The organism is Pseudomonas sp. zfem003 (assembly GCF_032621675.1).
Taxonomy (GTDB): domain Bacteria; phylum Pseudomonadota; class Gammaproteobacteria; order Pseudomonadales; family Pseudomonadaceae; genus Metapseudomonas; species Metapseudomonas otitidis.
The window spans coordinates 52,140-65,148 of record NZ_JAVYJG010000006.1 but is presented as its reverse complement, the minus strand read 5'-3'; the positions used below and the strand labels follow the sequence as shown (position 1 = coordinate 65,148).

Sequence of the window (13,009 nt, the reverse complement as noted above, 5' to 3'; positions counted from 1 at the left end):
CCGACATCACATCGTTCAATGCCAACGCCCGCTTTGGCCATTCCATGGATCGTGGAGTCGTCGTGGCGTTCGAGCCGGCATGACCGGGGGAGGGCTCATGGCTCGAGTCAACAAGTTCCTGGTGGCGCTCGCCTCGGGACCGCTGCTTTATTCAGGCCTGGCGTCGGCGCTGGGCCTGGGCGACATCACCCTGCATTCCGCGCTCAACCAGCCGCTGGAGGCGGACATCGAGCTGCTGGACCTGGGCGACCTGGGGGAAAGCGACATCAAGGTCAGCCTGGCGCCGAACGAGGTGTTCGAGCGCTCGGGGGTCGAGCGCTTCATCTTCCTCAACGACCTGCGTTTCAGCCCGATGATCCGTGGCAGCCGGGGCCATATCCGCGTGGCGTCGAGCAAGCCGGTGCGCGAGCCCTACCTGAATTTCATCGTCGAAGTGGCGCGTCCCAACGGCCGCCTGCTGCGCGAGTACACCCTGCTGCTGGACCCGCCGGAGTCCTCGGCCTACCGACCGGTGGCTGCGCCCCTGGCGGATGCCCGTACCGCCAGCGCCCGGCCGACCCAGGCAGTGCCGGCCGCGCCCCGCGAGGCGCCCCCGGCCACCCAGGGCAAGCGCTACACCGTGGCCCGTGGCGACAGCCTCTGGGGCATCGCCCAGCGCCTGAGCGCCGGCAGCGGCATGAGCACGGCGCAGATGATGAACGGCATCCACGCTCTCAACGCCGCGGCCTTCGCCAATGGTGATCCGAACCGCCTGAGCGTCGGCCAGAGCCTGCTGCTGCCGGATGCCGCGCGTGCCGAGCCGGCTGCGCCGGTGGCCCCGATGTCCGCCCCCGACAGCCTGCGCCTGTCCGAGCCCGATGCCCCGGTCGCGCCCAATGCCCCGGCTCCCCACGAGCTGCCGCAGCAACTGGCCGAGGTGCAGCGTCGCGTCGACACCGAACTGGCCAACAGCGAGAGCGAGCGCCTGCAGCTGCGCCAGGACATCGCCGACCTGCAGCTGAAGCTGGAATCGCTGCAGCAGCTGATGGCGGAAAAGGATGCCCAGCTGGCGAGCCTGAAAGGGGCCCTCCAGCAGGGCGCCACTGTGCAGCCTCCGGCCGAGCCGGCCGCACCCGCTGCCACCACCGATACGCCCCCCGCCGAGCAACCGGCTGCACAGCCCCAGGCCGAAGCGGCTCCGGCGCCGGCCCAGCCGAGCGCAGTTCCCAGCGTCGAGCCCGAGGACACCGGCCTGTTCACCTGGCCCAACAACCTGCTGTTCCTCGGCGTGCCGGCCATCCTGCTGGCGCTTCTGCTGCTGGTCGCGCGTCGGCGCAAGCCCGCGCCTGACGACACGCCGGCCGAGCCGGTGATCGTCCCGGCAACGGAGCAGCAGCGTCCCCGCGCCACCGTCACTCCGCTGGTGCGCCCGGCCGCGCCTGCTGCCGTCGCCACCCCGGTGGAGGCCCCCGTCGCCCCGGCGGCCCGGGTCGAAGCCCCGCTGTCGGCACCCCGCCCGTCCAGCGATTCCCTGGACGGCGCGAACATCTACATCGCCTACGGGCGTTTCCGCGATGCCGAGTCGGCGCTGCGCACCGCCATCGTCCAGGAGCCGCGTCGCACCGACCTGCGCCTGCGCCTGCTGGAGGTGCTGGGCGAGCTGGGCGAGTCCGCCGCGTTCGCCAGCGAGGCGCACACCCTGGCCGAGATGGGCATGGAGCCGGCGCGCATCGATGCGATCAAGGCGCGCTACCCCGCTGTCGATGTGCCGTCCGAGGCGGCGCCGATGCTGGAGGAGACTACCTTCATCCTCAACGAGACGCCCCTGGTCGACGAAGCGCCCAGCGCCCCGCGCAACGGCCTGGACGACGAGTTCACCGACGAGTTCCAGCTCAACCTCGCCGACCTGCCCCTGGATGCCGATTGGGACAGCCTCAGCCCGTTCAAGCCCGATGCGCCCAAGGGCCGTGCGGCGCGTGATGCCGAAAGCTCGGCGAAGGCACCGGAGCCGGTGGTGGACCCGTCGTTCAAGAGCAACCTCCACGAGCTGCCCGAAGTGTTCGAGCTGGACCACTTGGGCGAACCGGAAGAAGCCGAGCCGCTGCCCCTGGCCGAGGCCGACGAGGAACTGGTGTTCGACCTGGGCGACGACGACCTGGATCACCTGGCCGCGCGCCAGGAGAACATCATGCGGCTCAACCTGGCCCTGGCCTACATCGACCAGGGCGATATGGAAAGCGCCTGCAACATCCTCAACGAGGTCATCGACCAGGGCGACGAGGAGCAGAAACAGGAAGCCCGCGAGCTGCTCGCGCGGATCGCCTGATCACGCCCCCACCTCCAACCGGCGCCCCAGGGCGCCGGTTTTCTTTGCGCTGTCGTCAGCCCTGGCTCAGAACGTCCGCCCCAGGTTGAGGTAGAGCGCCCGCTCGGCGGCATCGTTGAGGCCGTAGCTGAAGTCCAGTGGGCCCAGGGGCGTGTCGAAGCTGACGAACAGGCTGCCGGCGTTGATGTAGCCGCTGTCGAAGCTGTTGTCCCGGTTCCACGCACGGCCGCGCTCCAGACTGGCGCCCACGTAGAAGGGGAAGTCCAGCGGCAGGAACGAGCGCTGGGTCATGCGCCGGTAGTAGATCGCCCGCGCCAGGCTGATGTTCTGCCCGGCCACCGAGTTCTCGCGGAAGCCCGACAGCTGGCGCGCACCGCCCAGCTGGAAGCTGGAGAGCACCACCTCGGTGCTGTCCAGGGTGCGCCCGTAGCGGCCGCCCAGCACCAGGGTGTCGGGGCCCCGGGTGAAGGCCTTGTCCAGGCTGAGTTCCCACTGCCGGTAGCGGTCGTCGGCGCCCAGGCTGGGGTCGAACTGGCGCACGGTGAGCTTGATGTCCTCTCCGCTGTGGGGGTAGTCGACGTTGTCCAGGGTGTCGAAGGAGTACTTCGCCTCGTAGTAGCCGTTGCTGAAGCTGAAGCTGGGCAGGCGCCGGTCACCGATGCGCACGTCGGCCTCGCCCCATTCCTGGCCGATGCCGAGGCGCAGTTCGCCGTTGTTGGCGATCTGCCGGCCCAGGTTGAAGCCGTAGCCGTAGCGCTGCAGGCGGTATTCGGCGATGGGGTCGTTGTCCAGCGCGGCTTCGATGTTCTGCGCCGATGCCGCCAGGTAGGGCGCGACGAAGTAGCGCGAGCCGTAGTCCAGCGGCTGGTAGAACTCGCTGTAGAGCACCTGCTCGCTGCCGATCTGGGCCCGGGTCAGCCATTCGGCGCCCAGGTCATTGAGGCCGTTCACCCGGTAGCTGGCGCCGAGGTTGTAGGTACCGCCGCCGCGCATGTCGTCGGAGAGGTTCAGGCCCAGGCGCAGGTAGTCGGTGCCGTTGCGCTTGCCCCGGGCGCTGATCACCAGGGTGTTGCCGTCCTTGTGCTTGACCACGCGGTAATGCACCTGCTCGAAGTAGTCGAGGCCGTAGAGGGTGCCCATGTCGGCCTGCAGGCGCGCGAGGTCCAGGGGCTCGCCGAGCTCCTGGCGGATCTGCCGGCGGATCACTTCGTCGCCCACCTTGGAGTCGTTCTCCACCTGGATGCGGGTGATCACCGGGCGTCGTTCTCCCGGTTGGCGCGCCTGCACCAGTTCCGCGTCCTGGCCGGGGCGGGTATCCCGGCGCAGCGTCGCCAGGCGGGCCTGGAGGATGGTGGCGGCTCGGTAGCCGGCGTCGATCACTTCGCGGGCGTGGCTGAAGTCGGTGGCGCTGTAGCCGGCCAGGGGCGGCTGCACGAGGATGTCGTCGGGGCCGAGGGTGGCGAGCTGCGCCTCGGAGTTGCGCCGGGTCATTAGCGTCACCGACTGGTTGAGCACGTCCACCACGGTGGTCAGCTCCTTGCGGCTGCGCAGGGGCGTGCCGATGTCGACGGTGATCACCCGGTCCACGCCCATCTCCCGCGCCACGTCCACCGGGATGTTGTCCACCATGCCGCCGTCCACCAGCAGGCGCCCGTCCACTTCCACCGGGGCGAACACCGCCGGGATCGACATGCTGGCGCGGATGGCCTGGGGCAGGTGGCCCTTGCGGAACACCACTTTCTCGCCGGTGGAGATGTCGGTGGCCACGGCGCGGAAGGGGATCCCCAGGCGGTCGAAGTCCCGGGTGTCGCTGGTGTGCACCAGCAGGCTCTCCAGCAGCAGCGCGAGGTTCTGGCCCTGGATCACGCCGAGCGGTAGGCCCAGGCTGCCGTCGTCGCGGAAGCTGAGCTTCTGCTTCACCAGGAAGTCGCGGTCGTCCTGCTTGCGGCGGAACGGCACGTCCTCCCGCGCGGGGGCGTCGGAGAGGGCCTGGCGCCAGTCCAGGGTCAGCGCCAGCTTTTCCAGCTCCTCCACGCTGTAGCCGGAGGCATAGAGCCCGCCGATCACCGCGCCCATGCTGGTGCCGGCGATGGCATCGATGTGGATGCCCTGCTCCTCCAGCGCCTTGAGCACGCCGATGTGGGCCAGCCCACGGGCGGCGCCGCCGGAAAGCACCAGGCCGACGCGGGGCCGTGCGGCATCGGCCACGGCGCAGCAGGTGGTGAGCAGGAGGGTGAGGGCGAGGAGCACGCGGCGCATAACGCTTCCCTGGTCAGGCGGGGGAAAAAGGTCGCTATTATAGGCGCCCGCCCGACTGCCCCGAGCCTGAAATGAGCGCTGCCAAGCCCGAGATCGTCATCACCTATTGCACCCAGTGCCAGTGGCTGCTGCGTGCCGCCTGGCTGGCCCAGGAGCTGCTCAGCACCTTCTCCGACGACCTCGGCCGGGTGGCGCTGGAGCCTGGCACCGGTGGCGTGTTCCGCATCACCTGCGATGGCGTGGAGATCTGGGAGCGCAAGGCCGACGGCGGCTTCCCCGAGGCCAAGGTGCTCAAGCAGCGGGTCCGCGACCGCATCGACCCGGCCCGTGACCTGGGCCACAACGACCGCCCCTGAGCAGCGTGTATCAGAACGTTTACCGCCCCTTTACACAGCACTGACCGCGTATCGACCGGGCGCGGCGAATAATTCGCCCGTGGCCGCCGTATGCGGCTGTCCTGCGATGAGGTGAGCGATGTCGGTGAAACGAACCCTGGTCCTGGCGCTCGTGGCGCTGGGTCTGTCCACCCAGGTGCTGGCCGGTCCGCCCGGCCCGGGCGGTCCCGGTGGGCCGGGGCCTGGCGGCCATGGCTGGGGCAACTGGGGGCCAGGCCCGGGAGGCGGCCATGGCCACGGGCTGCCGGACGGAGCCCGCGAACTGTGGATCGGCAGCATGCTGTACTTCGTTGCCGCCGGTTCCTACTACCTGTGGAACAGCACGGCACAACGCTACGAGGTGGTCGCCCCGCCCCCCACGGTGCAGGGCAACAGCGTGGCCAGCTACGAAGTGATCGCCTACCCGGCCAACGGCCAGAGCGTCGACCAGCAGGGCCGTGATCGCTACGAGTGCCACGGCTGGGCCGTCGGCCAGAGTGGCTTCGACCCCGCCACCGCGACGCGCCCGGTGGGCGCCGAGGCCACCGAGCGCTACCGCCGGGCCCTGGGCGCTTGCCTGGCCGGGCGCGGCTACAGCGTCAACTGACCTGGCGTTGCCCGGCTGCGCCGTCCACCGGCGGTGCAGCCCGAGCGGGCAGGGCGATGGCGGCGATGATCAGCACGCCGCCCACCAGCATCCGCAGGGACGGCTCCTCACTGAACAGCCACCAGGCGAAGGCGATGCCGTAGACCGGCTCCAGGGCGAAGATCACCGCCGTGGTCCGTGCCTTGAGCACCTTCAGGCTGGCCACGAACAGGCTGTGGGCGAGGCCGGTGCAGAGTACGCCGAGCAGGGCGATCCACAGCCAGTCCAGCGCGCGGGGCTCGGCGAGGCTCGGCCACACCGGCAACACCAGCAGCCCGACGATGGTGAGGTTCTGCCAGAGCGCGGCGTGCACCGGGTCCAGCCCCCGGGTGGTGGCGCGGTTGAGCAGCGACAGCAGGGCGAACAGCAAGCCGGAGAGCACGGCGGCGATCAGCCCCTGGGTGGCATCGCTGGCCAGGTCGAACTCCGGCGTCACCAGCACCAGGCCGACGCTCACCAGGGCCACCACCAGCACTTCGCGCAGGTGGATGCGTTCGCGGAACAGCAGCGCCTCCAGCAACAGGGTGAAGGCCGGGAAGCTGGCGAAGCCGAGGGTGGCGATGGCCACGCCGCCGACCTTCACCGCCTGGAAGAACAGCACCCAGTGCCCGCCCAGCAGCAGGCCGCCCAGCAGCAGCGCGGGCAGCTGGCGCCGCCCCGGCCGTGCGCCACGGTCACCGCCGACGAAGCGGGCGAACAGCGCCAGGGCGATGACGGCGAATGCCGCGCGACCCAAGGTGATCACCGTCGGCGAGGTTTCCGCCAGCTTGCCGAAGATGCCGGAGAGGCCGAACAGCAGCGCGCCCAAGTGGATGGCGAGCAGGGCGTTGCGCGGCGTCATGCCAGGCGTGCGCCGTTGGGCAGGGGCTTGTCGAAGCTGGCCAGCACCACCTTCCCCTCGGCGTCATAGACGCCGGTGACCAGCACCTCGGAGCGGACGCCGGCGACGCGCTTGGGGGCGAAGTTGCAGACGCACAGCACCTGCCGGCCCACCAGGTCTTCGGCGGAATAGTGGGCGGTGAGCTGGGCGCTGGAGGTCTTCAGGCCCAGTTCGCCCAGGTCCACTTCCAGCACGTAGGCGGGCTTGATGGCCTTGGGATTGGGTTGGGCGGAGCGGATGGTGCCGACGCGGAGGTCGACGTTCAGGAAGTCTTCCCATTCGATGGTGGTGGTCATGCTGATCCCCAGTGGAGCGATGGCGGCAGTCTAGAGGCTCGTGCCGCCGATGTCTGTCGCGGGGCTCGCGGGCTTTGTCGCGCTACTCGCGCTGGCGGCGCAGGGCGCGGGGCGTGGTGCCCAGGCCGCGGGAGAGGGCCGCGGTGAAAGCGCTCTGGGAGCTGTAGCCGACCCGCGCGGCGATCTCGCCCACCGGCAGGTTGCTCTCCAGCAGCAGGCGGCGCCCCTGCAGCAGGCGACGGGTGCGCAGGTAGTCCATGGGCGTCTGCCCGGTGGCATCGAGGAAGCGGCGGTGGAAGCGCGCCACCGAGAGCCCGCAGAGGCGCGCCAGGTCGGCGACTTGCAGCGGGCGGTCGAGGTGGCTGTCGAGGTGAGCATCCAGGGCAGCGAGGGGCAACTCGCCAGGGGCCTCGCATGCGCCGTTGGGTGCCACCAGGCTGGCCAGCAGCAGGCCGACGCCCTGGTTGGCGATCACCGCGTCGTTGATCGGGCTGGCCGCCAGCCAGCCCACCAGCTGGCTCTGGTTCGGGTCCAGGCGCAGGGCGCCGGGGCGCTCCAGCAGGCGCCGGCCGGCGTCGTAGTGATGACCGAGGGTGTGTTTCAGCCAGGCATCGTCGGGCACGTCCAGCACCAGGCACAGGCTGCCGCGCGGGCTGCCGCAGGCGTGGTGCTCGCCAGGCGGAACCACCGCCAGCTGCTGGCGCTCGACGCGGGTGCCCAGGCTGCCCACTTCGAAATCCAGGCTGCCGCTGAGGCCGAACACCAGCTGGGCGTGGTCGTGGCTGTGGGCGAGCAGGTCGTGGGTGTAGCGGCGCAGGCTCAGCATGGGCTTCATGGGGCGGTCCTCGGCGAGGCGGCCAGTCTACCTGCTGGCGCTGGCGGCCGCAGTGTCATCGTTTTGCAGCCTGCCGGTCACCTGCACTTCACCACCCCCGCGCAAGATCCGGGAAAAGCCGCTGGAGGCCACACGATGAGCAGTGTCGAACGCCTGGAGCCGGTTGACCCGGCGCGTCCCCGCAAGCAGCGGGTGAGAACCCTGTGGATCTCCGACGTGCACCTGGGCACGCGGGACTGCCAGGCCGAGCACCTGGCGCGCTTCCTCAAGCGCCATCACGCCGACCGCATCTACCTGGTGGGCGACATCATCGATGGCTGGAAGCTGCGTGGCGGCATCTATTGGCCCCAGGCGCACACCAACGTGATCCGCCGGCTGCTGACCATGAGCAAGCGCGGCACCGAGGTGATCTATGTCACCGGCAACCACGACGAGTTCCTGCGCCGCTACTCCAGCCTGATGCTCGGCAACATCCAGCTGGTGGACGAGGCGATCCACGAGACCGCCGACGGCCGCCGCCTGCTGGTGATCCACGGTGACCAGTTCGACGTCATCACCCGCTACCACAAGTGGCTGGCCTTCCTCGGCGACTCGGCCTACGAGTTCACCCTGACCCTCAACCGCTGGCTCAACCACTGGCGCGAGCGCTGGGGCTACGGCTACTGGTCGCTGTCGGCCTTCCTCAAGCACAAGGTGAAGAGCGCGGTGAACTTCATCAGCGACTTCGAGGAGTCCATCGCCCACGAGTGCGTCAAGCGCGGGCTGGACGGTGCGGTGTGTGGCCACATCCACCACGCCGAGATCCGTCGGGTGGGGGAGGTGGAGTACATGAACTGCGGTGACTGGGTGGAGTCCTGCACGGCGCTGATCGAGCACTGGGACGGCACCATCGAGCTCTACCGCCTGGCCGAGGACCAGGCGCGCCAGGCTGAGGCCCGGGCGCCGGCCCTCGAGTCCGCTGCATGAGGATCCTCATCGTCAGCGATGCCTGGGCACCCCAGGTCAATGGAGTGGTCACCAGCCTGCAGGCATTGGTGGCCGAACTGCGCGGGCTCGGCCACCTGGTCAAGCTGCTGTCGCCGCGGGACTTCCGCGCCGTGCCCTGTCCCACCTACCCGGAGATTCCGCTGGTGTGGGACCTGTGGCGGGTGGGGACGGCGATCCGTGACTTCCGCCCGGACTGCGTGCACCTCGCCACCGAGGGGCCGTTGGGGTGGGCGGCACGGCGCTGGCTGGTGAAGCGCGGCCTGGCTTTTTCCAGCGCGGTGCATACGCGCTTTCCCGAGTACGTCCACACCCGCTGGCGGCAGGTGCCGCTGGCCTGGGGCTACGCGGTGCTGCGGGCCTTCCACCGACCGAGCCAGACGGTGCTGGTGACCACCGAGCGTTTGCGCGAGGAGCTGGGCGGCCACGGGCTGACGCGGCTTTCGCTGTGGCGCAAGGGCGTGGACACGGCACGTTTCCATCCCCGGCCGGAGATGCCCAGGCCGCTGCGCCCGGTGTTCCTCTACGTCGGGCGCATTGCCCCGGAGAAGAACCTGCGGGCCTTCCTCGACCTGGACCTGCCCGGCGAGAAGTGGCTGGTGGGGGATGGCCCCCAGCGTGCCGAGCTGGAGGCGGCCTATCCCCAGGCGCGCTTCCTCGGCTACCGCCATGGCGAGGCGCTGGCCGAGGCCTATGCGTCGGCCAGCGTGCTGGTGTTCCCCTCGCGTACCGACACCTATGGGCTGGTGATGCTGGAGGCGCTGGCCTGCGGCACTCCGGTGGCGGCCTTCCCCGTGCCGGGACCGCTGGACGTGCTGGAGGCGGGCGTCACCGGGGTGATGGACGAGGACCTGGAAGGCGCGTGCCTGCGCGCCCTGGAGCTGGACCGTGGCGTCTGCGCCGAGCGAGCGGCGCGGCTGTCCTGGCGGGCGTCGGCGCTGGAGTTCCTGGCCCGGCAGCCGTTGCTGGACGGGGAACTGTGCGGCGAGGCCGGGGCGCAGCCCGGGGTTCAGGGCGCGTCGTAGCGGGGCGTGTGCTGTGCTGGCGAGGGTTGATCGCGAATGAATCCGCTCCCACCGGGTGTTGCCAGGTGGGTTGGGACAATCCCGGCCGCTACGTACGGGGCATTGATGCGGTTCGCTGAGCTCACCGCATCCTACGGACCGGGCCTGTGTGCTTTGGCCGCTGGATGCGTGGGAGTGGTTGCTACCGTGAATCCCCGCGCGATGGTTGATCGCGAGCGAATTGGCCGGGCGGCGTCATGAAAAAAGCCGCCCTGGGGCGGCCTTCGGGTGACTGTTTCGGTCAGAGGATGACCTTGTCGCGCAACTTCTCGGCGGCGGCCTGGAGGGCCTGGATGACCTTTTCCTTGTCGTAGTTCTGGATGCCGTTGGTGTCCAGGTACATGGAGAAACCCGGCAGCTCGTGCTCGACGTAGCTGGAGGTGGCGCCCAGGTCGCGGCGGAAGTCGACCACCTGGTAGATCTGCACCGGGCGGGCGAAGCCCTTGACGCTGATCTGGCCCTTGTCGCGGCACATGATCACGTCCTTCACCAGCGAGTAGGTCTCGTGGGAGATGAGGATCTCGCCGGCTTCGGAGGCGCTTTCCAGGCGGCTGGCGAGGTTCACGTCGCGGCCGATGATGGTGTAGTCCATGCGCGTGTCGGCGCCGAAGTTGCCCACGGTGCAGTAGCCGGTGTTCAGGCCCATGCGGATTTCCAGGGGTTTGGTGATGCCCTGGGCCCGCCACTGCTGGCGCAGCACCTTCATGTGCTTGCGCATGGCGATGGCCATGGACACGGCGGCCACGGCGTCCTTCTTGGCGCCCTGGGTGGTGGGGTCGCCGAAGAACACCATGACGCAGTCGCCGACGAACTTGTCGATGGTGCCGCCGTACTTGAGGGCGATCTTCGACATTTCGTTGAGGTAGTTGTTGAGCAGGTCGGTCAGGGCCTCGGCTTCCAGCTCCTCGGACAGCTCGGTGAAGCCCTTGATGTCGGAGAAGAACACGGTGAGCTTCTTGCGCTGGGTCTCCAGGCGCACGTGGCGCTTGCCGCTGAAGATCATTTCCCAGACCTGCGGTGACAGGTATTTGGCGAGGTTGCGGGCCAGGCGCGCGGCCTTTTCCTGCTCCTGCTTGATCTCGCTGCGCGCCAGCGCCAGGCGCAGGCCCTGCTGGTGCACGAAGAAGGCGGTGATGCAGACGTAGAGCGTGGTGAAGCAGATGCTGACGAAGGCCACCAGCGTGGGGGTGCCGGTCTTCAGGTCGGGGTGGGCGACCACGGTGGTCAGCACCGTGCCGCTGGCGGCTACCAGCAGCGCCAGGCCGAGGTGGCGCAGGCCGCCGACGATCAGCGCGCTGAAGGCGAGCGTCAGCATGAACATCAGGCTGGGCACGGTGGAGAACCCCAGCAAGGCAGCGCCGGAGCCTGCGTGCAGGGCGTCGAGGAACAGCAGCACCAGGTGCGTCTTCTCCGGGTGCTCGCGCTTGAAGCGCAGGCTCAGGTGGTGGGCCAGGTGCGGGTAGAGCAGGGCGTAGGGGACCATCCACAGCACGTCGAAGCCGAAGTGCTGGGTGTAGCTGCCGGCGGCGATGGTGGCAGCGGTGGCGATGTACGCCAGGACCCGGGAGTAGTACTCGCGCAGGGGCAACGTCGGAAGACTGCTAGGCCGATCGGTGGAGGCTGACTTCATTGTTGCGACGATCCCTGATGGTTTTCTGGCACTCGCTGGAGTGCCCGCCAGCCTGCAAGACCTGAGCCAGCATGGCGGGTGCGGATCATAACCAAGTGCCAGCATGGCGGCCAAGCGGGGCCGCCGAACGGCGGGGGGATCGGGGTGGTCGGCAGCCTAGAAGCGGATGCGGCCGGTGAAGGCGTCCTTGAGCATCACCCAGTCGCCCATCAGGCTGTACAGCGGGTACTTGAAGGTGGCCGGGCGGTTCTTTTCGAAGACGAAGTGGCCGACCCAGGCGAAGCCGTAGCCGGCCAGTGGCATGGCCAGCAGCCAAAGCCACTGCTGGGTGGCCAGGGCGTAACCGAGGATGGCCAGTACCAGCAGGCTGCCGACGTAGTGCAGGCGGCGGCAGACGTCGTTGCTGTGCTCTCGCAGGTAGTAGGGGTAGAACTCGGCGAAGCTGTTGAAACGCTCGGCGGGCAGGCTGCTCATGGCGGGCTCCTTCTTGTTGTGTGCCGGGGAGTGTAGGTGGGGCGGCTCCCCCGGCCAGTGACAATGAGTGCCAGTTTAGTATCCCGTTGCGCCCACCTGGCCGCGCCTCGCCGGATCAGGCGCGGGCGGCGTCCCGGCTGTAGTGCAGGTAGGAGCCCCTGAACCGTTCGCCATTGGCCAGCAGGCAGTCCGCCTGGGAGATGACCATGTCGTAGCCGAGCTCGGCCATCTCGTCATGGAAGGGCTGGGTGTCCTGCCGGTTGGGGTCCACCAGCAGCACTTCGACCGAGCGTGCCGAATGGCGGTCGATGAAGTCGGCCAGGTCTTCCTGGTTGTCGTCGTCGTACAGCAGGTCGCTGCCGATGATCAGGTCGAACTGGCCGAAGCTGTCGGCGCCGGCCCAGTCGCAGGTTTCGTAGCGCATGGGGGGCAGGTCGTTGAGGCGCAGGTTCTCGGCGAGGAAGGTGGGGATCAGCGGGTGGATGTCGCTGGCGGTCATGTCGCCGCCCCGCTGGTGGCCCACCAGGCTGGCCAGACCCAGGCCGGCGCCCACTTCCAGTACCCGCAGCCCGGTGAGGTCGCGTCGCGCAACCATCTGCGCAAGGACTTCGCCCGCCGGCCACACCTGCCCGAACAGTGCCCAGGTGCTCTCGGTGATGCCGAGGCTGGCGGCTTCGCCTGCGGGGTCATGAAACTGTTCGGCGTCCAGCAGCGACTGCATGTGGAAGTCGCGGCCGCCCACCCGGAAGGTGGTGGTCTTGATCAGATAGCCCGGCATGTCGGTGTGCTCGCTGGAAAATGGGGAGGCAAAAAAAAGCCCCGGAAAACCGGGGCTTTCTTCGAGAGGGGGTCTTAGACCACCTGGACCTGCTCGGCCTGCAGGCCTTTCGGGCCTTTGGCGACCAGGAAGCTCACCTTCTGACCTTCAGCGAGGGACTTGAAGCCGGTGCTTTCGATCGAACGGTAGTGAACGAAGACGTCCGGACCTTCCTGGGGGGTGATGAAGCCGAAGCCTTTTTCATCGTTGAACCATTTGACGGTGCCGAGTTGACGATTGGACATGATGTATCTCCAGGGAAATAAAAGGGGCATCGACGCCGGATTGTCCGGGCCGAGACTGAGAACGAAAGCGAAGTAAGCCGAGGAGATGGAAAGATGGGAATCGTTACATCAGGTCAGAAATCGCAATGACACGTTGCATCCAGTGGCGACACCATACACCCATTGTGGAAATAACCCAGGTTTATTTTGTGGAATCACTC

The 13,009-nt window shown here is 68.6% G+C and carries 13 protein-coding genes; 5 read left to right on the top strand and 8 right to left on the bottom strand.

Annotated features, from left to right (window positions below; all coding sequences use genetic code 11):
* Window positions 1-97 precede the first annotated feature (97 nt).
* A complete protein-coding gene (locus RTK35_RS14340; RefSeq protein ID WP_316908287.1) occupies window positions 98-2,305 on the top strand; it encodes a FimV/HubP family polar landmark protein in 2,208 nt (735 codons plus the stop codon).
* Window positions 2,306-2,371: 66 nt separating this feature from the next.
* On the opposite strand, the gene RTK35_RS14335 is transcribed toward RTK35_RS14340, so the two are convergent.
* Window positions 2,372-4,564: a patatin-like phospholipase family protein gene (locus RTK35_RS14335; RefSeq protein ID WP_044408826.1), complete on the bottom strand. Its 2,193-nt coding sequence runs from the start codon at window positions 4,562-4,564 to the stop codon at window positions 2,372-2,374.
* Between the two features lie 71 nt (window positions 4,565-4,635).
* Here RTK35_RS14335 and RTK35_RS14330 point away from each other — a divergent pair, with 71 nt between their 5' ends.
* Both RTK35_RS14330 and RTK35_RS14325 read left to right on the top strand, forming a co-directional pair.
* Window positions 4,636-4,920 carry a SelT/SelW/SelH family protein gene (locus RTK35_RS14330; RefSeq protein WP_044408823.1) on the top strand — a complete coding sequence of 95 codons (285 nt, stop codon included), beginning with the start codon at window positions 4,636-4,638 and terminating at the stop codon, window positions 4,918-4,920.
* A gap of 118 nt (window positions 4,921-5,038) precedes the next feature.
* Window positions 5,039-5,545: a hypothetical protein gene (locus RTK35_RS14325; protein WP_044408820.1), complete on the top strand. Its 507-nt coding sequence runs from the start codon at window positions 5,039-5,041 to the stop codon at window positions 5,543-5,545.
* Here the strand turns inward: RTK35_RS14325 and RTK35_RS14320 are convergent.
* The 3 genes from RTK35_RS14320 to RTK35_RS14310 form a co-directional block, all read right to left on the bottom strand.
* Complete coding sequence (locus RTK35_RS14320; RefSeq protein WP_279814666.1) at window positions 5,538-6,425, bottom strand: DMT family transporter; 888 nt, start codon at window positions 6,423-6,425, stop codon at window positions 5,538-5,540. The genes RTK35_RS14325 and RTK35_RS14320 overlap by 8 nt on opposite strands.
* Entirely contained in the window at window positions 6,422-6,760 is a 339-nt protein-coding gene (locus RTK35_RS14315) for a tRNA-binding protein (protein ID WP_074970279.1), read from the bottom strand. The genes RTK35_RS14320 and RTK35_RS14315 overlap by 4 nt, the downstream gene beginning before the upstream one ends.
* Window positions 6,761-6,842: 82 nt before the next feature.
* Window positions 6,843-7,595 (bottom strand): helix-turn-helix domain-containing protein, encoded by a 753-nt coding sequence (locus RTK35_RS14310; protein WP_083422377.1) that lies wholly within the window; start codon window positions 7,593-7,595, stop codon window positions 6,843-6,845.
* A gap of 135 nt (window positions 7,596-7,730) precedes the next feature.
* Here RTK35_RS14310 and RTK35_RS14305 point away from each other — a divergent pair, with 135 nt between their 5' ends.
* Together RTK35_RS14305 and RTK35_RS14300 are read left to right on the top strand one after the other, a co-directional pair.
* Window positions 7,731-8,561 carry a UDP-2,3-diacylglucosamine diphosphatase gene (locus RTK35_RS14305; protein WP_044408811.1) on the top strand — a complete coding sequence of 277 codons (831 nt, stop codon included), beginning with the start codon at window positions 7,731-7,733 and terminating at the stop codon, window positions 8,559-8,561.
* Complete coding sequence (locus RTK35_RS14300; RefSeq protein ID WP_316908286.1) at window positions 8,558-9,604, top strand: glycosyltransferase family 1 protein; 1,047 nt, start codon at window positions 8,558-8,560, stop codon at window positions 9,602-9,604. Before RTK35_RS14305 ends, RTK35_RS14300 begins: the two co-directional genes overlap by 4 nt.
* A gap of 280 nt (window positions 9,605-9,884) precedes the next feature.
* Here RTK35_RS14300 and RTK35_RS14295 read toward each other — a convergent pair whose 3' ends face one another.
* The 4 genes from RTK35_RS14295 to RTK35_RS14280 all read right to left on the bottom strand — a co-directional run bounded on the left by RTK35_RS14295 (window position 9,885) and on the right by RTK35_RS14280 (window position 12,809).
* Window positions 9,885-11,273 (bottom strand): adenylate/guanylate cyclase domain-containing protein, encoded by a 1,389-nt coding sequence (locus RTK35_RS14295; RefSeq protein WP_044408805.1) that lies wholly within the window; start codon window positions 11,271-11,273, stop codon window positions 9,885-9,887.
* A 156-nt stretch (window positions 11,274-11,429) separates the two neighbouring features.
* Window positions 11,430-11,747: an Mpo1-like protein gene (locus RTK35_RS14290; protein WP_316908285.1), complete on the bottom strand. Its 318-nt coding sequence runs from the start codon at window positions 11,745-11,747 to the stop codon at window positions 11,430-11,432.
* A 115-nt stretch (window positions 11,748-11,862) separates the two neighbouring features.
* A complete protein-coding gene (locus RTK35_RS14285) occupies window positions 11,863-12,525 on the bottom strand; it encodes a class I SAM-dependent methyltransferase (RefSeq protein WP_044408799.1) in 663 nt (220 codons plus the stop codon).
* A 74-nt stretch (window positions 12,526-12,599) separates the two neighbouring features.
* Complete coding sequence (locus RTK35_RS14280) at window positions 12,600-12,809, bottom strand: cold-shock protein (protein WP_044408796.1); 210 nt, start codon at window positions 12,807-12,809, stop codon at window positions 12,600-12,602.
* Window positions 12,810-13,009: the final 200 nt, after the last annotated feature.

Excerpts from the sequence above, each read along its gene's own strand:
- RTK35_RS14290 (WP_316908285.1), bottom strand. The coding sequence starts at position 11,747 with ATGAGCAGCCTGCCCGCCGAGCGTTTCAACAGCTTCGCCGAGTTCTAC.
- RTK35_RS14315 (WP_074970279.1), bottom strand. The coding sequence starts at position 6,760 with ATGACCACCACCATCGAATGGGAAGACTTCCTGAACGTCGACCTCCGC.
- RTK35_RS14310 (WP_083422377.1), bottom strand. The coding sequence starts at position 7,595 with ATGAAGCCCATGCTGAGCCTGCGCCGCTACACCCACGACCTGCTCGCC.
- RTK35_RS14285 (WP_044408799.1), bottom strand. The coding sequence starts at position 12,525 with ATGCCGGGCTATCTGATCAAGACCACCACCTTCCGGGTGGGCGGCCGC.
- RTK35_RS14330 (WP_044408823.1), top strand. The coding sequence starts at position 4,636 with ATGAGCGCTGCCAAGCCCGAGATCGTCATCACCTATTGCACCCAGTGC.
- RTK35_RS14320 (WP_279814666.1), bottom strand. The coding sequence starts at position 6,425 with ATGACGCCGCGCAACGCCCTGCTCGCCATCCACTTGGGCGCGCTGCTG.
- RTK35_RS14340 (WP_316908287.1), top strand. The coding sequence starts at position 98 with ATGGCTCGAGTCAACAAGTTCCTGGTGGCGCTCGCCTCGGGACCGCTG.
- RTK35_RS14325 (WP_044408820.1), top strand. The coding sequence starts at position 5,039 with ATGTCGGTGAAACGAACCCTGGTCCTGGCGCTCGTGGCGCTGGGTCTG.
- RTK35_RS14305 (WP_044408811.1), top strand. The coding sequence starts at position 7,731 with ATGAGCAGTGTCGAACGCCTGGAGCCGGTTGACCCGGCGCGTCCCCGC.
- RTK35_RS14335 (WP_044408826.1), bottom strand. The coding sequence starts at position 4,564 with ATGCGCCGCGTGCTCCTCGCCCTCACCCTCCTGCTCACCACCTGCTGC.
- RTK35_RS14295 (WP_044408805.1), bottom strand. The coding sequence starts at position 11,273 with ATGAAGTCAGCCTCCACCGATCGGCCTAGCAGTCTTCCGACGTTGCCC.
- RTK35_RS14280 (WP_044408796.1), bottom strand. The coding sequence starts at position 12,809 with ATGTCCAATCGTCAACTCGGCACCGTCAAATGGTTCAACGATGAAAAA.
- RTK35_RS14300 (WP_316908286.1), top strand. The coding sequence starts at position 8,558 with ATGAGGATCCTCATCGTCAGCGATGCCTGGGCACCCCAGGTCAATGGA.